Origin of the sequence: Streptomyces sp. NPDC059008 (genome assembly GCF_042749045.1) — a bacterium.
In the GTDB taxonomy this organism is placed as follows: domain Bacteria; phylum Actinomycetota; class Actinomycetes; order Streptomycetales; family Streptomycetaceae; genus Streptomyces.
This window is the reverse complement of sequence record NZ_JBHYJC010000001.1, coordinates 95,779-117,902: the sequence shown is the minus strand read 5'-3', so window position 1 is coordinate 117,902 and position 22,124 is coordinate 95,779. Positions and strand designations below refer to the sequence as shown.

At 72.7% G+C, this 22,124-nt stretch carries 18 protein-coding genes; 13 read left to right on the top strand and 5 right to left on the bottom strand.

Going from position 1 to position 22,124, the window contains the following annotated elements; all coding sequences use genetic code 11:
• Positions 1–141: 141 nt before the first annotated feature.
• The 13 genes from ACFWZH_RS00560 to ACFWZH_RS00500 all read left to right on the top strand — a co-directional run bounded on the left by ACFWZH_RS00560 (position 142) and on the right by ACFWZH_RS00500 (position 17,373).
• On the top strand, positions 142–1,080 hold the full coding sequence (locus ACFWZH_RS00560; protein ID WP_384424069.1) for an ABC transporter permease: 939 nt from the start codon (positions 142–144) through the stop codon (positions 1,078–1,080).
• Complete coding sequence (locus ACFWZH_RS00555; RefSeq protein WP_384424068.1) at positions 1,077–1,955, top strand: ABC transporter permease; 879 nt, start codon at positions 1,077–1,079, stop codon at positions 1,953–1,955. The genes ACFWZH_RS00560 and ACFWZH_RS00555 overlap by 4 nt, the downstream gene beginning before the upstream one ends.
• Entirely contained in the window at positions 1,952–3,478 is a 1,527-nt protein-coding gene (locus ACFWZH_RS00550; RefSeq protein ID WP_384424067.1) for an ABC transporter ATP-binding protein, read from the top strand. Before ACFWZH_RS00555 ends, ACFWZH_RS00550 begins: the two co-directional genes overlap by 4 nt.
• Positions 3,479–3,678: 200 nt before the next feature.
• Positions 3,679–4,107 carry a nuclear transport factor 2 family protein gene (locus ACFWZH_RS00545; RefSeq protein ID WP_384424066.1) on the top strand — a complete coding sequence of 143 codons (429 nt, stop codon included), beginning with the start codon at positions 3,679–3,681 and terminating at the stop codon, positions 4,105–4,107.
• Between the two features lie 305 nt (positions 4,108–4,412).
• Entirely contained in the window at positions 4,413–6,143 is a 1,731-nt protein-coding gene (locus tag ACFWZH_RS00540) for a sensor histidine kinase (RefSeq protein ID WP_384424596.1), read from the top strand.
• A gap of 146 nt (positions 6,144–6,289) precedes the next feature.
• Positions 6,290–6,943: a response regulator gene (locus ACFWZH_RS00535; RefSeq protein ID WP_384424065.1), complete on the top strand. Its 654-nt coding sequence runs from the start codon at positions 6,290–6,292 to the stop codon at positions 6,941–6,943.
• Positions 6,944–7,113: 170 nt separating this feature from the next.
• A complete protein-coding gene (locus ACFWZH_RS00530; RefSeq protein ID WP_384424064.1) occupies positions 7,114–8,685 on the top strand; it encodes an alpha/beta hydrolase in 1,572 nt (523 codons plus the stop codon).
• A gap of 187 nt (positions 8,686–8,872) precedes the next feature.
• A complete protein-coding gene (locus ACFWZH_RS00525) occupies positions 8,873–10,534 on the top strand; it encodes a sigma-70 family RNA polymerase sigma factor (protein WP_384424594.1) in 1,662 nt (553 codons plus the stop codon).
• Between the two features lie 182 nt (positions 10,535–10,716).
• Complete coding sequence (locus tag ACFWZH_RS00520) at positions 10,717–10,911, top strand: hypothetical protein (protein WP_384424063.1); 195 nt, start codon at positions 10,717–10,719, stop codon at positions 10,909–10,911.
• Between the two features lie 76 nt (positions 10,912–10,987).
• Complete coding sequence (locus tag ACFWZH_RS00515; protein WP_384424062.1) at positions 10,988–11,830, top strand: DUF4190 domain-containing protein; 843 nt, start codon at positions 10,988–10,990, stop codon at positions 11,828–11,830.
• A gap of 63 nt (positions 11,831–11,893) precedes the next feature.
• Complete coding sequence (locus ACFWZH_RS00510) at positions 11,894–12,610, top strand: DUF6333 family protein (protein WP_384424061.1); 717 nt, start codon at positions 11,894–11,896, stop codon at positions 12,608–12,610.
• 279 nt (positions 12,611–12,889) lie between these two features.
• Positions 12,890–13,831, top strand: coding sequence for an NAD-dependent epimerase/dehydratase family protein (locus ACFWZH_RS00505; RefSeq protein ID WP_384424060.1), 942 nt, complete (start codon positions 12,890–12,892; stop codon positions 13,829–13,831).
• 92 nt (positions 13,832–13,923) lie between these two features.
• Positions 13,924–17,373, top strand: a complete 3,450-nt coding sequence (locus tag ACFWZH_RS00500) for an aminotransferase class I/II-fold pyridoxal phosphate-dependent enzyme (RefSeq protein WP_384424592.1) — start codon at positions 13,924–13,926, stop codon at positions 17,371–17,373.
• Positions 17,374–17,383: 10 nt separating this feature from the next.
• Here ACFWZH_RS00500 and ACFWZH_RS00495 read toward each other — a convergent pair whose 3' ends face one another.
• The 5 genes from ACFWZH_RS00495 to ACFWZH_RS00475 form a co-directional block, all read right to left on the bottom strand.
• Complete coding sequence (locus ACFWZH_RS00495) at positions 17,384–17,962, bottom strand: toxin (protein WP_384424059.1); 579 nt, start codon at positions 17,960–17,962, stop codon at positions 17,384–17,386.
• Positions 17,963–17,973: 11 nt separating this feature from the next.
• Positions 17,974–18,414 carry a helix-turn-helix domain-containing protein gene (locus ACFWZH_RS00490; RefSeq protein ID WP_384424058.1) on the bottom strand — a complete coding sequence of 147 codons (441 nt, stop codon included), beginning with the start codon at positions 18,412–18,414 and terminating at the stop codon, positions 17,974–17,976.
• A 365-nt stretch (positions 18,415–18,779) separates the two neighbouring features.
• Positions 18,780–19,934, bottom strand: a complete 1,155-nt coding sequence (locus ACFWZH_RS00485; protein WP_384424057.1) for an MAB_1171c family putative transporter — start codon at positions 19,932–19,934, stop codon at positions 18,780–18,782.
• A 40-nt stretch (positions 19,935–19,974) separates the two neighbouring features.
• Complete coding sequence (locus tag ACFWZH_RS00480) at positions 19,975–20,709, bottom strand: TetR/AcrR family transcriptional regulator (protein WP_384424056.1); 735 nt, start codon at positions 20,707–20,709, stop codon at positions 19,975–19,977.
• Between the two features lie 171 nt (positions 20,710–20,880).
• Positions 20,881–22,101 (bottom strand): hypothetical protein, encoded by a 1,221-nt coding sequence (locus ACFWZH_RS00475; RefSeq protein WP_384424055.1) that lies wholly within the window; start codon positions 22,099–22,101, stop codon positions 20,881–20,883.
• Positions 22,102–22,124: the final 23 nt, after the last annotated feature.

Here is a 22,124-nt window from a genome sequence, read left to right as displayed (position 1 = left end):
CACAAACCCCCCCCACCCCCGGCCGGGTTCTGTATTTTGTTATTTAACGGGCCCCGCCGGCCCCCGGGGCGGCTACGGGCTCGTGCCCGGGGGGGGGGGGGGTCGACCCCCCTCCGGCCGGTCCGGCCCGCGCTGTCCGCGGTGCTGCGCGCGAGCCGCCTGCTCGTCGTGCCGGCCCGCCGGCTGCTGCCGCTCGCCGTGCTGCTCGCCGCCGTCTTCGCCGCCGTCGAACTGCTGCCGGGCGACGCCGCCACCGCCACCGCGGAACGCGGCGAGAGCGCAGCCGACCTCGCGCGGCACCGCCACCTCCTCGGCCTCGACCGTCCCCTTCCCACCCGCTTCGCGGACTGGATGACCGGCCTGCCCACCGGCGACCTGGGCACCTCGGCCCACGGCGAGGCCGTCGCCGACCTGATCGCCCGGCCCTTCCCCAACACCCTGCTGCTGGGCGGGCTGGCGCTGCTGGTGACCCTCGCCGTCTCGCTCGGTCTGGGCTGCCTGGCGTCGCTCAGGCCCGGCGGCACCGCCGACCGGGCCGTGTCCGCCACCGCCACCGGCATCCTGGCGCTGCCCGAATTCGTCGTCGCGGTCGCCCTGGTCCTGGTGTTCGCGCTGTGGGCGGGCTGGCTGCCCGCGGTCACCCTCACCGGCGCCGACGGCGCGCCCGCCTCCTGGCGGATGCTCGTCCTGCCCGTACTGGCGCTGTCGGTCCCGCAGATCGGCTGGAACACCCGCATCGTGCGGGCCGCCCTCGCCGACGAGGCCAAGGCCCCGCACATGGAGACCGCGGTGCTCGACGGGCTGCCGCGCCACCGGATCTTCACCCACCATCTGCTGCCCGGGGCGCTGCCCACCATCGCCGCGGGCATCGCCACCTCGACCGGCATGCTGCTGGGCGGCGCCGTCGTAGTGGAGACGATCTTCAACTACCCCGGTATCGGCGGGGTGCTGGCCGGCGCCGTCACCGATCGGGACAGCCCGGTCGTCGCGGGCGTCGTCGCGGTCACCGGAGCCGTCATCACCGGCGTACTCCTGCTCGCCGACCTCGTCCGCGCCTGGGCTTCCGGAGGCCGCCTATGACCGCCCCGACCGCACCGCACACCACCGCCCCCGAGCCCACCGCCCGCAGCGCGCCGCCGCGCCGCCGCGTGCGCCGCGGCCTGGTCCTGCGCACCCTGCCCGCCCTCCTGCTCGTCGCCCTGGCCACCGCCGGGCCGTGGCTCGCCCCGCACGCCCTCGACGCCCCGGTCACCGCCCCGTACGCCGAACCGGGCGGCCCGGCGCTCCTCGGCGGCGACCAGCTCGGCCGGGACGTGCTCGCCCGCCTGCTCGCCGGGGGCCGCGCACTGATCGCCACCTCCCTGCTGGTCGCCTTCCTGGTCACCGCGGCCGCTGCGCTGCTCGGCGCGTTCGGCGCCCTGCGGCCGGCCCTCGGCCGGGTCGTGGAGCGCTCCGCGGACGTCCTGATGCTGCTGCCGGCCGTGCTCGGCATCCTCCTCGTCGCGCTCTCGTGGCCGGGCGGCGGCCGCTTCGCGCTGGTCGCCACCGCTGTCGTGCTGGGGGTGCCCTACGCGGTGCGTCTGGTCTCCGGTGCCGCGGCGCCGGTCGCGGCATCCGGCTACATCGAGGCGGCGGCGGTCGGCGGCGAGCGGCTGTGGCACCTCGTCGTACGCGAGGTCCTGCCCAACCTGCGCGCCACCCTGCTCGCCCTCTTCGGGCTGCGCTTCGTCGCCGCCGTCTACGTCGTGTCCACCGCCGGCTTCCTCCAGGTCGGCCCCCAACCGCCCACCGCCGACTGGTCGTTGATGATCCGGGAGAACGCGGGGGGCATCGTCCTCAACCCCTGGGCCGTACTGGCCCCCAGCATCGCCATCGGCCTGCTGGCCATGAGCGTCAACCTGGCGGTCTCGGCACTCGTACCGCAGACCGGCCGGAAGGCGGTGACCGCGCTGTGAACCACCAGCCCGATCGGTACCCCGAGGACCGGGCCCCCGCCGCGGAATCGGCGGTGACCGTCACGGACCTCACCATCGCCGGCCCGGACGGCCGGCTGCTCCTGGACGGCGGCGGCCTGTCGGTCCGCCCGGGCCGTATCACCGTCCTCACCGGCCCCTCCGGCTGCGGCAAGACCACCCTGCTGCGCGCCGTGGCCGGGGTGCTGCCCGCCGGCGCCCGGCGCACGGCCGGCCGGATCGATGTCCTCGGCCAGGACGTGCTGACGCTGGACGCCGCCGAACTGCGCGCACTGCGCCGCCACCGCCTGGCCTACGTCGGCCAGGACCCCGGCTCCGGCCTCAACCCCCGGATGAGGGTCCGCCGGCTGCTCGCCGAGGTCGCCGTGGACCGCGGCCCCCAGGCGCTGGACGCTCTGCTCGCCGAGGTCCGACTGCCCACCGACGAGGGCCTGTCGGGCCGTCGCGCCGGCGAGCTCTCCGGAGGCCAGCAGCGGCGCCTCGCCCTGGCCAGGGCGCTGGCCCGACGCCCGGCCGTACTGCTCCTGGACGAGCCGACCGCCGGCCTCGACCCCGAGCTGCGCGACGAGATCGCCGCCCTCCTGCGCCACCTCGCGACCCATCACCGGCTCGCCGTCGCCCTGTCCTGCCACGACGGGGACCTGGTCGACCGGCTGGCCGACGACGTCGTCGACCTCTCCCGGGCTGCGCCCGTGCCACGCCCCGCGCCCCGTACCACCGCCCGGCCCCGGCCCTCCGGCGCGCCGACGCTCACCGTCTCCGGCCTGCACGCGGCCTTCGCCCGGCGCGGCGGCCGCCACCCCGTCCTGCACGGCATCGACCTCACCGTGGCCGCCGGCTCCAGCACGGGCATCGTCGGAGCCTCCGGCTCGGGCAAGACCACCCTGGTGCGTGCGATCGTCGGTCTGCACCGCCCCACCAGCGGGGCCGTGACCCTCGACGGTGTCCGTCTGGCCCCCACCGCCCACGGCCGCACCCGCGAACAGCGCCGCCGCCTCCAGCTCGTACCGCAGGACCCGCTGGGCACCCTCAACCCCAGCCGCACGGTCGGCGCGGCGATCGGCCGGCCCCTGCGCCTGCACCGGCGCACCCCCCGTGGCCGGACCGCCGCCCGCGTCCTGGAACTCCTCGAACGCGTCGGTCTGCCCGCCCACTTCGCCGGCCGCTACCCCCACGAACTCTCCGGCGGGCAGCGCCAACGGGTCGCCATCGCCCGCGCCCTGGCCGCGGACCCCGACGTCCTGGTCTGCGACGAGGTCACCTCGGCCCTCGACGCCGGCACCGCCACCGCGATCATGGACCTCCTCGAAGACCTCCGCGACAGTCGCGGCCTGGTCCTGATCCTCATCAGCCACGACCTCCACCTCGTCGCCGACCGCACCGACACCCTCCTGGTCCTGTCCGCCGGTCGGTCCGTCGAGTCCGGCCCCACCGCACGGCTCTTCACCGCCCCGGCCCACCCGGTGACCGCGGCCCTGGTGTCGGGGGCGACCCAGCCGGCCTGAGGGTGGGGTGGGCCGGTGGACTATTCAAGTTTGACTAGGAGTCTTGGGGGTACTACCTTCTTTCACGTAGTCAAAATTGACGAGCCTGCTCTCGGCGAGTGCCTTCGCGCCTTCGTACCTTCGCGCCTTCGTACCTTCGCGCGTTCCTGGTGCTCTCAGGGGGCTCGTCACCCTGCAGCCGACGACCGTGAGGAGTCCGTGTGACCTTCCTGCCCGACGCCGGGTACGTGCCGACCGCCGAGGACCGCGCGAGCCTGGACGCCTGGTTCGCGGAGTACGACGCGCGCAGTGCGCAGCGCGACGTGGCGCGGATGGCCGATATGGCGGTCTTCCCGCTCAACCTCGTCAGCGACGACACGGCCGGCGACGGCCGCTCGGCGCAGTGGGACCGGGAGCGGTTCGTCGCGACGATGACACAGGTGATGGGGGACGGCGACGAGGACCTCACCTTCGAGTCCACGCGGACGCCGGTCTTCCTCTCACCCGCCATGGCCGTGGTCTTCTCGGACTCGGTCATGACGGCACAGGGCCGCACCCAGCGGCTGCGCTACGCCGACATCCTGATCAGGCGGGACGGGGCATGGGCGTTCCAGACCATGATCCAGGGGGGCTGGGGCGACAACCTCTAGGGCCCGACCCGGCGGACACGTCCCGGTAGGGCGTGTCCGCCAGGCGCCCGGACCCGGACAGCCGTATCGGGCATGCCGGGCGCCGATCGGTGCCGAGCGCCGGGCGGCCGCGGCTATGGGACTTTGGTTGCTGCTCGTCGCGACGAAAGGCGATGTCGCCGGCGGGCGGGCTTGCCTAACGTAGCCGCGTGACAGGTGTGGAAGGCAAGGACCGTACGGAGCGGGCCGACCGGACGTCGGCGGCGAGGCTGCGCGCGGCGTCCCGACGGTTGGCCGATCCGGTCAGGAGTCTCTTCGACCCCGGTATGTGGCCACCCGGGCGCATCGTGGGCGAGGTGCTGCTGAGCCTCACGTTGGGGTTGATGGCGGCCGGAATCGAGGCCCTGGCCGACAACGGCGGCACCGTACGCACCGTCGCCGTCGCCCTGGCCGCCGCGCTGCTGTCGCCGCTGCGCCGGGCGCTGCCGGCGATCGTGCTGCTGGTGACCGCCGTCGCCTCCGGCGGGCTCGACGGCCTCGCCCCGCTGCTCCTGGTCGCGGCCTGGTCGGCCGGGCGGCGGATCACCGCCGTCGGCCGGGCGACCTGCACCTTCGGCCTCGCCTACGTCCTCAGCCTCGCCCTGTCCGCGGCGTGGGCACTGCCGTACCTCTCGCCGGCGATCCTGATCATGGGCGCCCTGGCGACGCTGGTCTCGGTCATCGTGCCCGGCCTCGCCGGCCGCTACTGGTCGCAGCGCCGCACCCTGGCGGACACCCTCCGCGAGTACCACGCCCATCTGCAGCGCGAACGCGAGATGATCGCCGGTCAGGCCCGGATCCGCGAGCGCCAGCGCATCGCGCAGGACATGCACGACAGCCTCGGCCATCAGCTCGCGCTCATCTCGGTGCACACCGGCGCCCTGGAGGTGGACCGTGAGCTGACCGGGCGGCAGCGGGAGGCCGTGGGCGTGCTGCGCGAGGCGTCGGTGGCCGCGATGCACGAGCTGCGCGAGGTGGTGGGCCTCCTGCGGGACGGCACGGAGGCCCCCGGCCAGGGCGTCCCCCCGGTGACCGCCGGGGGAGTCCCCACCCACGCCCTCGCGGCACTGGGAGAGGAGGAGGCCAAGGCGCCGTCGCGGGGAGTGGCCGGCATCGAGGGCCTGGTGGAGGCGTCCCGGGGCGCGGGCGCGGCCGTGCGGCTGCGGCGCTCGGGCGAGGTGCGCCCGCTCGCCCCGACCGCCGACCACGCGGCGTACCGCCTCGTCCAGGAGGGCCTGACCAACGCTCACAAGCACGCCCCGGGCGCCTCGATCACCATCGAGCTGCGCTACGAGCCGGACTCACTGGTCGTGGAGGTCACCAACGGTCCCGCCCCGGCGGGCGGCGGCCGCAGCGTGGTGAGCGGCGGTCAGGGGCTGACCGGCCTCGGGGAGCGGACCCGGCTCGTCGGAGGCATGGTGCACGCCGGCCCGACGGCGGACGGCGGTTTCCGGCTCGCGGGCGTGCTGCCCTACACCTCGCCGGAGGGCGGCGCCCCGGGCCCCGCGTCCAGCGGCACGGCGGAGACGTTCGTCGACGGCACAGGAGACTTTCGACAGCAGCTTCCGGCGGGCTCGCCGGGCGAGGCTGATCCGGTCAACGACTGGAACGGCATGCCGAAGGAGCTGGCCAAGGCGATGAGCAGGAACAGGCGGGGGAGTGGGATAGCCATCGGCTGCGGGGTGGCGGCGGTGATCGCGCTGCTGCTGGTGATCGCCGCGGTCCTCGGGCTGGTCGTCATGGCGGGCGAAGCGGACAAGTCCATGATCGAGCCCAAGCAGTACGACGCGGTGACGGTGGGGGAGTCGGAGTCGGAGGTCCGCAAGAAGCTGCCCGACGGAGTCTCGTTCATCAACGAGGGCCTGGAGAAGGGCGCGCCGCCCGCGCCCAAGGGGGCGAAGTGCCTCAGCCTGAGCTCCACGGAGTTCGGCAGCAGTCTGGACAAGACCCCGGTCTACCGGTTCTGCTTCAGGGACGGCAAGCTGATCGAGAAGAACTCCTTCGAGGTCAAGGGCTGAGGGGTGTCCCCCCGTGTCCCCCTAGCGGAGATCGGAGAGACGCCCCCCTGAGGGTGGCGCAGGGCCGCCATGCGCTCCGGGCGGGCGGATCGGAGATGATGGCGAGTGGCCGCAGGCAGGACCGCTCAAGACCGCGCAGGAGAGTCGTGATCAGGGTTCTCGTCACGGATGACGAGCCGCTCATTCGGGCGGGCATCAGGATGATTCTCACCTCGGCCGACGACATCGACGTCGTCGCGGAGGCGGCCAACGGCCGCGAGGCGGTCGAACTGGCCCGCGCCCAGCGCGTGGACGTCGTCCTGCTCGACATCCAGATGCCGGTCATGGACGGGCTGACGGCCCTGGCCGAACTCCGCCGGACCGTCCCCGACACCCGGGTGCTGATCCTGACGACGTTCGGGGAGCAGCAGAACGTGCTGCGCGCCCTGGCCGAGGGCAGTGCGGGCTTCCTCCTCAAGGACTCGGCCCCCGGGGAGCTGATGGGCGCCGTACGGGCCGCCGCGGCCGGGGACGCGTATTTGTCGCCGGGCGCCACCCGCCACGTAGTGGACTCCCTGGCGTCCGGCCAGACCGCGCGCCGCACCGAACAGGCCCGCCGCAGGCTGGAGACGCTGACGGACCGCGAACTGGAGGTCCTGGCCCTGCTGGGCGAGGGCCTGTCCAACGCGGACGCGGGAGCCCGGATCCATATGAGCGAGGCCACGGTCAAGACGTATGTGAGCCGGATCCTGTCCAAGCTGGGCTGCGAGAACCGCGTACAGGCCGCCCTCCTTGCGCGGGACGCCGGCCTGGGGACCTGACCGGCCCACCACAGCACCCGATCACATCCGCTGCGAGCCCGCCGGCAGCGGTCCTCCCACCCGTGACCCTTCTGCCGGCGGCATACGACACGGCCTGCCGACCCGCACCCGCGGAGCAACAGCCCCCAGCCGCCCCCCTGCCACAGCGTCCTGTCACAGAAAGACGACCCATGCCCGGATCGCGTTCTCTGCGTACCACCACGCTCCTCTCCGCCTCCGTACTCCTCGCCCTCACCGCCACCGCCTGCGGCCCCCGCCAGGACGACACCGGCCCCGCGACGCCCCACCCCACTTCCTCCTCCAAGGCGGCCGGCGCCCTGCCCGCCTCGCTCACCGCCCAGAAGCTCGACTGGCGGCCCTGCCCGGCACCGTCCACCGCTCAGGGCGGCGGCACGGCACCCGGCAAGCTGCCGGACGGCACGGCGTGGGAGTGCGCGAAGCTGAAGGCGCCCCTGGACTACGGCAAGCCCGCCGGCGACACCCTCGACCTCGCGCTGATCCGCGCCAAGGCCGAGGGCGGCGGCAAGCGGATCGGCTCGCTGCTCTTCAACTTCGGCGGGCCGGGCGCCTCGGGCGTGGCCACCCTGCCGGGCTACTCCCCGGCCGAGCCGCTGCGCTCGCGCTACGACCTGGTCAGCTTCGACCCCCGGGGCGTCGGCGACAGCGCGGGCGTGACGTGCCTGAGCGACAAGGAGATCGACGAGCTGCGCGCCGAGACCCTCGATCTGGCCGCGACGGCCAAGCAGAACGAGAAGGTCGTGGCGGCCTGCAAGAAGCACTCCGGCAAGGTGCTGCCGCACGTCGGCACCGAGAGCGCGGCCCGCGACATGGACCTGATACGCCAGGTCCTGGGAGATGCCAAGCTCAACTACTTCGGCATGTCCTACGGGACCGAACTCGGCGGCGTCTACGCCCACTTGTTCCCGAAGAACGTGGGACGCACGGTCCTGGACGCCGTGGTCGACCCGACCAAGGACCCCGTCGAGGAGTCCCTGGGCCAGGCGAAGGGCTTCCAGCTGGCGCTGGACAACTACCTCGCCGACTGCGCCAAGAAGCCCGGCAGCTGCCCGTACCCCGACCCCGAGGACGGCCGCCGGCGGATCGCCGCCCTGCTGGCGAAGACCGGGAAGCGGCCGCTGCCGACCCAGAGCGGGCGCAAGCTCACCCAGGAGCAGGCGGTCGTCGGCATCGTCGCGATGCTCTACTCCAAGGAGAGCTGGCCGAGCCTTTCGATCTCGCTCTCCGACGCGGAGCGGGGCAGCGGCGACAACCTGCTGATGATGGCGGACAACTACGCCGGCCGCGACGACAAGGGCCACTACAACAACATGATGACGGCCAACTCCGCGATCAACTGCGCCGACACCAGGCAGCGCCTCACCCCCGCACAGGTGCGGGACAGGCTGCCGGAGTTCCGCAAGGCGTCGCCGGTCTTCGGTGAGCTGACCGCGAAGGGCCTGCTCGGCTGTGAGGGCTGGCCGGTCACCGGCAGGAGCGACACCCCGGAGGTCTCGGCGCCGGGCGCCGCCCCCATCGTCGTCATCGGCAACGCGGGCGACCCGGCGACCCCCGTCGAGGGCGCCCGGAAGATGGCCGACAAGCTCGGCGCGGGCGTGGGGGTGCTGCTCACCGTCAAGGGCGAGGGGCACGGCACGTACGGCGTGAACCAGTGCGCCACCAAGGCCGTGAACGGTCACCTGCTCGACGGCAAGGTCCCGGCGGACGGGACCGTCTGCTCCTGATCGCGGCGTAGCCGGCGGCGGCCCGCACCAGGGCCGCCGCCGTGCGATGCGCCCCCGCGGAACTCCTGTGATGAGCGTGCGCTCGGGTTCGCGGCGCACTTTCCGTTATCGTGCACCGCCGCCGGCGGTCTCCCTTGTGCCGGGCGGGAAAGGCGAGGACCGGGAAAGGGAGTGGACAGGCGTGAGCGTGAGCACCGAACACGACAGCGTGGTGGAGGCGGCGCGGCGAGGGGACCAGCGCGCGCAGGACGAGCTGGTCGCCGGTTATCTGCCGCTGGTGTACAACGTCGTGGGCCGTGCGCTGAACGGGCACGCGGACGTCGACGACGTGGTGCAGGAGACCATGATCCGCGCGCTCGGCGGCCTCGGCTCACTGCAGGATCCGGGACGTTTCCGGTCCTGGCTGGTGGCCATCACGATGAACCAGATACGCAACCACTGGCAGAAGCACCGCGCCGCACCGGCCGACTCCGGTCTGCAGGACGCGTACGACGTGGCCGACCCGGGCGCGGACTTCGTGGACCTGACGATTCTGCGGCTGGGACTGGAGGGGCAGCGGCGGGAGGCGGCACAGGCCACTCGCTGGCTGGACACCGACGATCGCGCGCTGTTGTCGCTGTGGTGGCTGGAGGCCGCGGGCGAGCTGCGGCGGGCCGAGGTGGCCGCGGCACTGGAGCTGTCGCCGCAGCACACCGCGGTCCGGGTCCAGCGGATGAAGGCGCAGCTGGAGACGGCCCGGCTGGTGGTGCGGGCGCTGACCGCGACGCCCCGCTGTGTGCTGCTCGACGAGGTGATCGCGGCCTGGGACGGCGTCCCGTCGGCGCTGTGGCGCAAGCGGATCGCCCGGCACGCCCGTGACTGCACGGTCTGTTCGGGGTTCGAGGCGGGACTGGTGCCCGCCGAGGGGCTGCTGGTGGGCCTCGGTCTGGTGCCGGTCGCCGGGGTGCTGGGAGGGCTGGCGGGACTGGCCGCCCTCCACGGGGCCAGGGCGTCCGCCGAGACCGTGGCGTTCGAGGCGGTCGGCCGGGTCGGCGGCGCGGGCCCGGGCGACGGCACCACCGTCGTCCCGTCGACGGGCGGTGGCCATCGAATACCGAGCCCCGCCCAGAGCCCGGGTCGGGGCCGCGCCCAGAGCCGGGTGAGCCGCAGGCAGAAACAGCGGCGGCGGGCGTCCCGGACGGCCGCCGGTCTCGCCCTGCTGGTCATAGGCGGGACGGTCGGCGGGATAGCCATCCTGTCGCCGGGCGAGGAGCGGGAGACGGTGCGGTCGGCGCCCGCCACCGAGCCGCAGGTCACCCGGTCCTCGACCCCCGCCGTCCCGCCGTCGCGCACCGCCTCGAAGTCCCCCTCGCCCAAGCCGGAAAAGTCCGCGTCCCGAAAGCCCTCGTCGGCCCCTTCGACCGCCACCCCGCGCCCGTCGAAGAGCAAGGCGCCGACGGCGAAGCCCGCGCCGCCGTCCACGCCCGCGGCCGATCCCGTCGACACACCGGCCGAGAAGGTCCTGGCCCTCGTCAACGCCGAGCGGGCGAAGGCGGGTTGCGGCAAGCTGACCTCCGACGACCGCCTGGCCCGCGCCGCCCAGCTGCACAGCGAGGACATGTCCGGCAACGGCTACTTCGACCACACCAGCCGGGACGGCCGGAGCTTCGTCGACCGGGCGCAGGCGCAGGGCTACCAGAACCCCGGTGCCGAGAACATCGCCCAGGGCCAGAGCTCCCCGGAGAGCGTGATGCAGTCGTGGATGAACTCGCCCGGCCACCGCGCGAACATCCTCAACTGCGACCTGAACACCATGGGCGTCGGCCTGGTCCCCGAGGACTGGACCTGGACCCAGGTCTTCGGCTTCTAGCCGCCGCCCGCCGCCCAGCAGTTGACGTCCGGTTCCCCGTGCCGGTGTCGGACGACCTCCCCGCCACCCGCCGACGAACGAACACCTCACCCGCGAAAGCCGGTTGGCCGGTAGTCGCCCCTTTCCTTAGGATGTCCCAGCCGTGCCGACCGTCGGAAGCGCGAGACAGTGCCGAGGGAATAGTGAACGTCAAAAGGGTTCTTGGGATCGTCCTTGTCGTCGTCGGTGCCGTCCTGGCGATTTTCTTCTGGGATCTTGAGTACGTCTGGTTCCAAGGCGGGCCACTCGGTCTTGCGCTGCTGGTCATCGGCGCAATCGACCTGGCCGAGTCCTTCAGGTCCGCCGAGCGGAAGAAGAGGGCCGGGAGCGACTCGTGAATTCGCCCCTCAAGTAAAGGCCAGGTAAACCGCTTGTTAGGGTGATCTGTCCAGGAGTTTCCGAGAAGGACCACGAATGACGCTGTCCGAGAACCCGTCCAGCCCGGATCCCTGGGCCCCGCCCCCCGAGGACCGGCCGCACGACCCGCCGCCCTTCGCGTACCCGGCGATGGTTCCGCCGGCGCCCGGGCAGGTGGGCAACGGTCTCGGCGTCGCCGCGCTGACCGTCGGCATCATCGGCACGGTCCTCGGTTTCCTGCCGTTCCTGTTCTGGCTCTCGGGCATCCTCGGGGTGCTCGCCCTGATCTTCGGCCTGGTCGGTCACAGCCGGGCCCGCAAGGGCCTGGCCACACACAAGCGGATGGCCCTCGCCGGCGCGGTCCTGGGCGGCCTGACGATGGTGCTGGCGGTCGTCGGCCTCTTCCTCACCGTGATGTTCGTCAAGAACGCCGTCGACGACGCGAGGGCGAAGATCCGCGCACGGCACACTCCGACCGCCGCCCCGTCGGACCCGGGCGCCCAGAGGCCGCTGCGCTTCGGCCAGGCGCGGAAGTACGACGACGGCGTCACCGTCACCGTCGGCAGGCCCGAGCCGTACCGGCTGGACGACTTCGCCGTCGGCCACGAGAAGGGCGATCTGGCGGTCCAGTGGAAGGTCACGATCGTCAACGGCGGCAAGAAGCCGATCGACATCACCAGTGCGCTGCCGTCCGTACGGGACGCCGACGGAGTGTCGGCGGGGAACATCTTCGACGGTGACGGCGCGACCAAGCCGTTCTCCGGCACGCTGCTGCCCGGCAAGCGGGCGGTGAGCCGGTTCTCCTACTCCGTCTCCCCCGGCGGCGCGAAGGAGGTCCAGCTGGAGGTCTCCCCCGACGGCCGGCACGAGGACGCCATCTGGGCGGGACCGGCCCGCTAGAACCGGCCCACGAGACCCGGTCCGCCCACACCGCTCGCCCCGACAGGCCCTAGGGTCGCCGTCATGAGTGAGGAAAGCTTCTGGGATGCCGATGAGGACCAAGAGATAGTCAGACACGGCGAGTTCGGTCTCACCGTCGTCCACGCGCCCCCTCCGGGCAACTCCGCGACCCTGCCCCCGCACGACCCGGACCGGGCCCGCGAGTTCGTCGCCTCCTTCGGGACCGTCGACGCCGTCCTGGAGGAGCTCGGCCCGGTCGACGCGGTCGACCTGGTGCCCCTGGAGACCCGCCGCGACCTGGACCTGGTCACTGTCGGGTGCTGGGGCGGCGTGACCGAGATCGTCGATCCGGCCCTGGGCCACTGCGGAGACAGCTTCCCCGTCCTTGAGCAGTCGCAGGCGCTCCGCGCACGCTTCCCCGACGCGGTGATCGTCGCGTCGGCCACCATCGACTACAACATGACCTACGGCGCCTGGTCGATCCTCCACCCGGACGGGACGAGCCTCTTCGCCGCCGGCTGGCACGGCGAGGACCACTGGGACTTCGACGGAGACGTCCGCGCCGTCGTCCGCTCCTTCGGCATCTCGCCAGAGGCCCTCGCCGCGGCGGACGTCGACCTGGACGACGCCGTCAACGTCTTCCACTGGTCCGGTCTGGCGCAACTCGCGCTCGGCAGCGTCGCACCGCTCTACAGGGGCGGCCGGTCCATGTCCGCCTTCCGCGTCCGGCATACCGAGGACGCCACATTCGACATGGAGGAAACCTGGCTTGAAATGTGAGGAAGCCCGGCTCGAAATGCGGCGAGCGGCATGCGCAGCGGATCGGCCATTTCAAGACGTCCTCGGGGAATGCGCCAGGGACTTCGTCGGACGCTGATCGCGCCACGTTTTCCTTGCCCCGGTCGGCTTCTTCCGGCCGGGGGCCCGGGAGCGTGGAGCCGCGGGGTACGGATTCGGGCCGACGTGCGGCTGACCGAAAGCATCGGCATCCGGCCCCGCGTGGCGCAGCCCCGACTCACCAGACGCAGGGCGCACAGACGCTCACGCTAGTGTGCGCCCGTGAGCCTTTATGTCGTAATAGGATTCGGGCCCGCCGGAATGGCTACCGCTCGGCTGCTGGTCGAAAAGGGTCATTCGGTGCGGGTGATCACCAAGACAGGCCGGAGCCCGGAACCCGGTATCGAACATGTCGCGCTGGACGCGGCGGACAGCGAGCGGCTGACCGAGGCGGCACGGGGCGCGACGGCGATCTTCAGCTGTGCCGCACCGCCCTACCACCGCTGGGCGAGTCAATGGCCGCCGCTGGCCTCGTCGCTCTGCGCGGCGGCCGAGGCGACCGGGGCCGCCCTGGTCATGCTGGGCAACCTCTACGGCTACGGCCCGGTGGACGGCCCGCTGACCGAGGACCTGCCGCTCGCCGCGACCGGCCCCAAGGGGCGGGTGCGCGCCGCCGTGTGGGAGCGGGCGCGGAAACTGCACGAGCAGGGGCGGATCAAGGCCGTCGAGCTGCGCGCCTCGGACTTCTTCGGGCCGGGCGTGACCGACGCCGGACACCTCGCCGCGCGGGTCATGCCGCGACTGCTGCGCGGCAAGCCGGTCTCCACGCTCGGGGATCCGGACGCCCCGCACAGCTGGAGCTACCTCCCCGATGTGGCCCGGGCCCTGGTCGAGGTCGCCGGCGAGGAACGGGCGTGGGGACGGGCCTGGCACGTGCCGACGGAGCCCGCGCGGTCCGTCCGGGAGATGGTCGACCGCCTCGCCGCCCAGGCGGGGACGGGTCCGGTCGCGGTGCGCGGACTGTCGCCGGCCGTGCTGGGCGTCGTGGCGCTCCTGTCCCCGCTGATCCGGGAGATGAAGGAGATCCGCTACCAGTTCGACCGCCCGTTCGTGGTGGACGCCGGTGCCTACGAAGCCGAGTTCGCGGTCCGCGCCACCCCCGTCGACGAGCAGATCAAGGCGACGGTGGAGTGGTGGCGTGAGCGGCTGGGCACCACCACGTGACGCCCGCGACGGCGCAGGACTCCCCGGCGGGCGCGGCGGGTTCATCCATAAAACCGGCGGGCGCGCGGCGTGACGACGTCGCGATCGTGGGGATGGCCTGCCGGTTCCCGGGGGCGCGGAACGTCAACCAGTACTGGCGGCTGCTCTCGGACCCCCGGCCGCAGTTCTCCCCCGTCCCGGACTCGCGGTGGCACTCCGCGACCTTCCTCAGCGACGACTTCCGCCAGGCGTCCTCGGCCTATACGGACACCATGGCGCTGCTGCCGGACGTCGGCCACTTCGACGCGGCGCACTACGGCATCCCGCCACGGCGGGCCAGGTCGATGGATCCGCAGCACCGGCTGCTGATCGACCTCGCCCGGGAGGCGATCCAGGACGCGGGGTGGGAGGTCGACGGTTTCGACCGCGAGGAGACCTCGGTGATCACCTCGCTCACCGAGAGCGGCTACCGCGAGATCAGCACCCTGCAGATCCGGATGCGCCAGCTGGCCGGCGGAGAGTTCGGGGCGCGGGCGAGAGACCCCCGGTGGCCGGAGACGGCCCGCGCGGTCGACGGGCTGCACGGCACGTCCGTCGCCGGGCTTCTGCTCAACATGGGGCCGAACACGATCAGTTCGGTCTTCGATCTGCACGGCGAGAGCTATGCGCTGGACTCGGCGTGCTCCGGTGGACTGATGGCCGTGGCCAACGCCGTGTACGCGCTGCGCGCGGGCCGGAGCCGGATCGCCCTCGCGGGCGGGGCCCAACTGATCCTCACCCCCGACCTGTTGGTGGGGCTGTGCCGGATCGGCGCCATCTCGCGCAGCGGCCGCTGCCTGCCGTTCGGCGCGGCGGCCGACGGCTTCGTTCTGGGGGAGGGCGCCGGAGTGCTGGTGCTGCGGCCGCTGGCCGACGCGCTGGCCGCCGGCGACCGGGTCTATGCGGTGATCCGGGGCGTGGGCACGGCCAATGACGGGACCGTGCAGGGCGGTATGCACCCCCAGGCGTCCGGTCAGCTCCGCGCGCTGCGGCGGGCCTACCGCGATGCGGGCCTGGCTCCGGACGCGGTGGAGTATCTGGAGGCGCACGGCACCGGGACCACGGTCGGCGATCCCGTCGAGGTCGAGGTGCTGCGCGAACTGCGCGGTGCACGGGGCGCACCCGCCTACCTCGGCGCGGTGAAGGCGGTGGTCGGGCACGCGCTCAACGCCGCGGGGACGGCCGGACTCATCAAGACCGTCCTGGCCGTGCAGCGGGGGGTGATCCCGCCGCAGCCGGAGTTCGACCTGGCCGACCGCCGCGGGCTCGACGCCGCGCGGCTGACCGTCCCGACCACGCCGACCCGCTGGCCGCGGTCCGACCGGCCGCGCCGGGCCGGAGTGAGCGCCTTCGGCTTCGGCGGCACCGGTGTCCATCTGGTGGTCGAGGAGTGCACCACGGCGCCGGCCCGTCCGGCACCGGACGCGGGCCCGCAGCTGCTCGTGCTCAGCGCCCGCGACCGGGCCGGGCTGGCCCGTTACGCCCGGGAGCTGGCCCACACCCTCGACGAGGACCGGCCGTCGCTGGCCCGGGTGGCGGACACCCTGGCCCGCCGGGCGCCCTTGGCCGAACGGCTCGCCCTGGTGGCGGACGACGCCGCCGACGCCGCCACGAAGCTGACCGCCGCGGCCGAGGCCGTGGCGGCGGGCCGTAGCGGAGACCTCGGGCCGGGGCAGCTGGCCGGCACGGTGCCTCGCGGTGAGCCGCCGGAGGTCGCCGTCCCCGTGTCGGGCGCGCTGCCCGCCGAGGCGCACAGGGCCGCGTTGGCACAGCTCGCGGCGCGTGCGGTCACCGGCTCGGGGCTCCGCCCGGTACGCGAGCGGATACCCCCGTACACCCTGCCGCCGAGTCCGCTCGCCCCGCGCCACCACTGGGCGGTGGACGAGACGGCACGCGAGGGCGGTGGCGTACCGCCCGCTGCTGTCGCGGGCGCCCCCGCCCCCGCCCTCAAGGCCGCGGGGGAGGACCCAGACCCGCCGGATCCGGTGGCCCCGCCCCAGGAGGCACCCGGGGCGATACGGGCCAAAGGCGCGGCCGCCGCGTCCCTCGTGCTCGAAGAGGTGTCGCGGACCGGTGTCTTCCCGCTCTCCGACCTGAGCGAGCGGATGGCGCTGGTGGCCGACCTCGGTTTCGACTCCCTGATGCTGCAGGAGCTGGAGGTCAACATCGGCAAGCGGATACCGGACTTCCGCACCGAGGAGATGTTCTCGCCCGACCTCACCGTCGAGCGGCTGATCGCCCTGGTCGACCCGCATCTGGCGCGGCCCCCGGCCCCGGGTGAGCCGCTGCCCCGGCAGACGCGGCCGGACTTCGACGCCGCGACGGCCCGTGTCGACGACTTCCCGGAGGTGCGGCAGTTCGAGGACCGCGTCGACGCGATCGCCGACAGCGGTGCGGCCTTCCCGTACTTCCGGGTCCATCAGGGCAACATCCGCGACACGACCGTGATCGGCGAGCGGACGTACCTGTCCTTCGGCAGCTACAACTACCTGGGGCTCTCCGGCCATCCGGCGGTCAACGAGGCCGTGCACCGGGCGGTGGAGCGGTACGGCACCTCGGTCTCCGCGAGCCGGCCGCTCTCCGGCGAACGGGACCTGACCGTACGGCTGGAACGCGCGCTCGCCGACTTCCTCGGCGTCGAGGACTGTCTGACGCTGGTGAGCGGCCATGCCACCAATGTCACCGCGATCGGGCACCTCGTCGGCGCGGGCGACCTCGTGGTGCACGACGCGCTCGCCCACGACAGCATCCTGCAGGGCTGTGCCCTGTCCGGGGCGGCGCGGCGCCCCTTCGCCCACAACGACATCGGCCGGCTGGAGCAGCTGCTGCGGCTCAACCGCTCGCGGTTCCGAAGGGTGCTGATCGCCGTCGAGGGCGCCTACAGCATGGACGGTGACCTGGTCGATCTGCCCGCGGTGATCGAGCTGAAGCGGCGCTACGGCGCCCTGCTGATGGTCGACGAGGCGCACAGCATCGGAACCGTGGGCGAGCGCGGCCGCGGCGTCGGCGAGCTCTTCGGTGTGGACCGCTCCGACGTGGACCTGTGGATGGGCACCCTGTCCAAGTCCTTCGCCAGCTGCGGCGGTTACCTCGGCGGCTCGGCCAGGATGGTGCGCTGGCTGCGGCACACGCTGCCGGGCTTCGTCTACAGCGTCGGCCTGACCCCGGCCAACGCGGCCGCGGCGCTGGCCGCCACCGAGCTGATCACCGCGGAACCGCACCGGGTGCGGGCGCTGCGGCGCAACGCGGAGCTGTTCGTGGGCCTGGCCGCCTCGGCCGGTCTGGCGACGGGCGCCAGTGCCGGCACGCCGATCGTGCCGTGTGTCCTCGGCGACTCGGCGCGGACCCTGCGGGTCGCGGACCGGCTGTTCGACCGGGGCGTCATCGCCGATCCGATCTTCCACCCCGCCGTGGACGAGGGGCTCGCCAGGCTGCGGTTCTTCGTCACCAGCGAGCACCGTGAGGACGACATCCGGCGTGCGGTGTCGATCCTGGCAGAGGAGGTGGCGTCCGCCGGGGGGTAAGTAACCCACGTCAGATCAGGGTGCGTTCGATCCGATGGAGCATGGCGGTCCGGCCGGCCTCCGCGCCGCCCGCGGCGTCCTCGGCCGGGGGCGCGGCACGCCGTTCCTCGGCGCTGCCCACCTGCTGCGAGAGCAGATAGGCGATGATCTCCGCTTCCTGTTCCTGTACGTCGTCGTAGGTCGCGCGCAGGAGCATGTCACGCACGAGGTCGGGGTCGAGGTTGGGGAAGAGGAGGCGGGCGCTCGCCTCGTCCAGCCAACCCGCCCCGCGATGGCAGCAGATGATGTGACCCAGCTCGTGCAAGATGATGTGCTCCTGATGCGCGCTGGTCGTGTTGGCGTCGTAGAAGATCAGGTCCTCGTCGCGGGCGGCGACCCACATGCCGCACGGGTGCGACGCGGGCATCTGCATCGGGACCAGGGTGATCGGGCGGTCGCGCACCTCGCCGAGGTGGCGGCAGAGTTCGGCGACATCGGCCACCTTCGGCAGATCGAGTTCGGCGATCTTCCGGGCGCCGGCCGTGCGGAGCTTCTTGAGCCGGCTGCGGCGGTCCTGATCGGCCGACCGTCCCTTCCTGGCGCCCCTCACTCCCCGGGCCCCTACTCCGCGTCGGAGCTGTCGGCGACGGGCGGCAGGCCCTGCATCTGCCGGTACTGATCCATGATGGCCGTGATGGCCTGGAGGTTCTCCTTCTTCATTCCGGCCGCCCGCATCGCCACGGAGCGGACTCCGGCCTGTCGCAGCGCCTCGATGGCGGCGACCTCGCTGAGCACCGACTCGGCGACCTCGTCGTCGAAGAAGTAGGCGACCGACACTCCGAAGAAGCGTGCCAGGGCGGCGAGGAGGTCCGGTGAGGGATTGGAGCGCTTGCCCGTCCGCAGCTGCGACAGATAGACGCCCCCGACGCGGAGTTCGGGGTTGGCCTGCTTCAGTTCCTCCGCCACTTCGGCGTTGGTCCAGTGCTTGCCCTTGGGACGAACCGTCTTGAAGAGGTTGTCCAGACGCACTGCCAGCACGGGCCGGTCATCAGTCTCAGACATTGCGAAATCTCCCTCCCGTCACCTCCTTGGCATTGCCCTCGGCTATCCGTCAGTTTCGCAGATTAGCGGTCAGTTGACAATCGGGCCGGACTCCGCCAACGTGGACCTTGCCGATAGCTGATAGCTAACTTTGCTTACGGGGGTAGCCGAGTTGGTTGCCGGTCTTGTCGGTCTGGCCCGGCTCTCGGGGGAGAGGCCGGGCCAGGGGTCGGGTGGGGCACACCCATCCGGCGCGACAGGAAAAACGGGGGAAGCACGGGGGAAACAGGGAACCCCCGGGGATCCACGGGGGATCCGCGGGGGGAACCACGGGGGAAATGGGAGAAACCCGCCCGGCCTGACGGGGGCAGACCGGGCGGGAGCTCTCAACCGGCGCTGCCGAGCTTCCGGTAGGCGGAGGCGACCTGGGTCAGCCAGGCGACCTCCGCGGTCAGGTTGTCGGTGTCGCGGTCGTCGAAGTCGCCGTCGTCCTTGTTGTCGTCGGGGATGGTGCCGGCGCGCTTGGCGTGCAGGGCCTGCCGGATCTGGGCCGCTTCGGCGAAGGCCTGCCGGGACTCCTCGCTCGCCTCGGGGCCCGCCCCGTCGGTTCCGGTGGCGGTGCGGTCTATATAGGGGCGCAGGTCCCGCCAGCCGTCCCGGATTTCGATCACCCGGCGGTGGAGGCGGTAGTCGAGGTCGGAGACCGCGGCCCCCGGCGGCTCCAGGACGATGTCCGGCGAGGACTCGTACAGGTCCCGCCACAGCGGGTAGAGGGCGCGGTAGGACCGGTAACTGCGCGCCCACGCCAGCAGTTTGGCGGCCGAGGTCCCCCAGGAGGAGATCGTCAGGGCGAGGGAGAGGGTGAGGATGCCCACCGCGCTGAAGACGTTGGAGGCCAACTGCCAGACGCCGATGTCGATCCCGGCCGCGGCGGTGAGGATGTTGACGGTCCTGCCCAGGCAGTAGAGGAAGAGGATCACCGCGGCGACGGAGAGCATCCGCAGGGCCTGCCTCAGCTCGGCCTTGCCGGCCATCCGCGCGTAGGGGCCGCACTGGCGGAAGATGGTCACGCACGGAACCGCCTGGGAGACGATGAAGACCAGGAGGTAGGTGAGGACCAGCGGCTGGCCGCTGCCGGTGTTGAAGTCCGAGGCGGGCCGGCCGGGGCCGTCGGCGATCAGGAAGAGCACCAGCAGCAGCACGTCGAGGGTGATGCCGGTGATCAGCCAGTAGCGGGTCTTGCGCACCGCCTCCTCGGCGTCGGTCGCCCAGCGCAGCAGGATGATCTGCGCGCTGACGCAGAAGGCGACCGCCGACAGGTGCATCACCAGGATGGCGAGGTTGCCGACGCCCAGGAAGCTCTCGCCTCCCATGGCGACGGCGCCCATCGTGAAGGTGAGGCACTGCAGCAGCAGAGTGATCACGAGTGTGCGGTAGGCGTTGTCCCGCCAGCTGCGCCTGACCTGGCCCAGCCGGTAGACGAGCGCGGCGTACGACGAGAGCGCCGCGATGACGAAGCAGAGGGTTCTAGTGGTGTTCACGGCCTGATTCCCCGGCGGCGCCGCGCGTGCGGCGGACGGTCTAGTCGGTGTCCTCGCCCAGGGGGACCACGAGCCCGATGCCTTCGGCCGCCACGGCGATGGCGTAGTCGAAGAACGCGGACTCGTCCCGGACGCTGTCGTGGGTACGGCTGAAGACCTGGAACACCAGGAGCCCGATCAGATTGCTCCACAGCACGATGCCGCGCTCGATGATGTCCGAGAACGGAGCCTCGGGCACACCGCCGAAGAGCTCCACGGCCTCGGGCCGCAGCAGCGGCGCACCGGGTGGCGCCACCGTCCGCCGGGGCGGGGTGAGTTCACCGGCCTCCAGCGCCGCACGCACGATGCCGGCCAGTACCCCGGGGGTACGCGACGCGGGCGGGACCGTGCTCTGCGGGGCGTGGTAGTCCGGCACGGGCGAGCCGTAGATCAGCGTGAACTCGGCGGGGTTGTCGAAGGACCACTGCCGCAGTGCGCGGGTCACCGCCAGCAGCCGTGCGCCCGCCGTCGCACCGGTGTCCCCGGCGGCCCGATCGGCCCGCTCCATCGCGGCGCCGGACTCGTTGTAGGCGTCGATGACCAGCGCGGTCAGCAGGTCGTCCCGATGCGGGAAGACGGCCGTCACGTCGGCGACGGCGAGACCGCCGGCACCGGCGACGGCCTCCAGGGTCAGCCCGCCGGCGCCCAGTTTCACCAGCAGTTGGCGCGCGGCGGCCTTGATGACCGCCGGCGGCCCGGTGTTCTCCTCGGCCGCGAGCGTTCCGGATGCATCCATGGCCAAACCGTACCTGTCTGCTACAACGGCCATAAGAGCGATCTCCCTTGCCCTTCGGCCGTACGCTGCGATCCGGCCACCCGCCGGGCACACCGCCACGAGGCCCGCGACGCCGGGCGGCGATGCGCGCGTGGCCCCGCGTACCGCCCGGCGCCCGTCACCGGTGGGACGTCATGCGTCCCCGCCGCCCCCGTGCTGACGCCGCCGGGTGATCCACCACGTCCCTCCGACTATCAGCAGCGCGAAGACGGCCAGGCCCACGCCCTGGGCGGCCAGGAGGTAGAGGCGGTCGGACAGGGGGAGTTTGCCGGTCAGGGTGACCTGGAGGGATCCGACGGCGAAGGCGATGGCGGCGGTGAAGACGGCGACGACTTCGACAGCCCGCACGGAGGACGTGTGCAAGGAGCGCTCCAACTGGGCGTTGGCGGCGATCTGCTGGTCCCAGCGCCGCTGCTGCTCGGCGTCCCGCAGGGCACGCAGCCGCCCCTCCTGGATCGCGTCCCGCTTGGCGAGGTACTGGTCCTGCAGGATGTTGTGGCTGAAGGCGGGGTTCGCTCCGAGCAGCGCGAGCGCGGTGTCGATGCGCGCCAGCGCGTCGTCATGCCGTCCGCACATGTGCAGTCCGGCGGCGAGCCGGGCGTGGAACATGTGGTTGCGCGGGTACTCCTCGACGGCCTCCTCGGCGTGCCTGCGCAAGAGCTCCCCCTGGCCCTCGAAGGGGACGGCGAGCGCCAGCCCGTTGAGGCAGAGGTCCACGGTGTGCCGGGTGCGGCGGGGCGATGCCCAGGCCCGGACCAGCAGATCGGTGGCGTACTCGACGGTCAACGCGCGGCTGCCGAAGGCGGCGAACGACCTGAGGGCCAGGAAGAGCGGCTGCTCGCGGTGGGCGCCGGCGGCCAGGGCCAGCGGCGAGGACGCGAGGAAGTCGTGCAGCTCGTCGAAGCAGAAGTTCGAGCGCAGCTTGCCGCCGTGGAACAGGGCGACGAGGTACGCGACGCGCTGCCCCGCGGTTTCGCCGAGGCCGGCGATCTCCCGGGCCGCCTCGGTGAGTTGACCCACCGACTCGGCGCTGTGCCGGTTGATGAACCCGTTCCCCAGCCCCCACTGCTCGGCGACCGCGATCCAGCCCTCGTCCGTCACATGGTCCGTCATCCACCGCCCGCACGCGAGCGCCGTGGCGACCGTAGGCCGGTCCTGGAGCCGCCGGCGCCAGTAGCGGTCGGCGCACACGAAGTACGGGTCCGTGTCGAAGTCGGCGGAGTCCACCTCGAACTCCGGCGGGGACCCGGCCGCCAGTAGTGCGGCGGCCGCCTCGTCGCAGATCCGGTTGCGCGCCGTGGAATCGGCGGCACGAGCCTCTTCCAGGCGGGCCAGGATCGTAGCCGTGTCCATGCGTCCCCTCGTCCTCGGCGGCC

Excerpts from the sequence above, each read along its gene's own strand:
- ACFWZH_RS00555 (WP_384424068.1), top strand. The coding sequence starts at position 1,077 with ATGACCGCCCCGACCGCACCGCACACCACCGCCCCCGAGCCCACCGCC.
- ACFWZH_RS00540 (WP_384424596.1), top strand. The coding sequence starts at position 4,413 with ATGTGGCCACCCGGGCGCATCGTGGGCGAGGTGCTGCTGAGCCTCACG.
- ACFWZH_RS00530 (WP_384424064.1), top strand. The coding sequence starts at position 7,114 with ATGCCCGGATCGCGTTCTCTGCGTACCACCACGCTCCTCTCCGCCTCC.
- ACFWZH_RS00515 (WP_384424062.1), top strand. The coding sequence starts at position 10,988 with ATGACGCTGTCCGAGAACCCGTCCAGCCCGGATCCCTGGGCCCCGCCC.
- ACFWZH_RS00510 (WP_384424061.1), top strand. The coding sequence starts at position 11,894 with ATGAGTGAGGAAAGCTTCTGGGATGCCGATGAGGACCAAGAGATAGTC.
- ACFWZH_RS00500 (WP_384424592.1), top strand. The coding sequence starts at position 13,924 with ATGGCCTGCCGGTTCCCGGGGGCGCGGAACGTCAACCAGTACTGGCGG.
- ACFWZH_RS00490 (WP_384424058.1), bottom strand. The coding sequence starts at position 18,414 with ATGTCTGAGACTGATGACCGGCCCGTGCTGGCAGTGCGTCTGGACAAC.
- ACFWZH_RS00480 (WP_384424056.1), bottom strand. The coding sequence starts at position 20,709 with ATGGATGCATCCGGAACGCTCGCGGCCGAGGAGAACACCGGGCCGCCG.
- ACFWZH_RS00475 (WP_384424055.1), bottom strand. The coding sequence starts at position 22,101 with ATGGACACGGCTACGATCCTGGCCCGCCTGGAAGAGGCTCGTGCCGCC.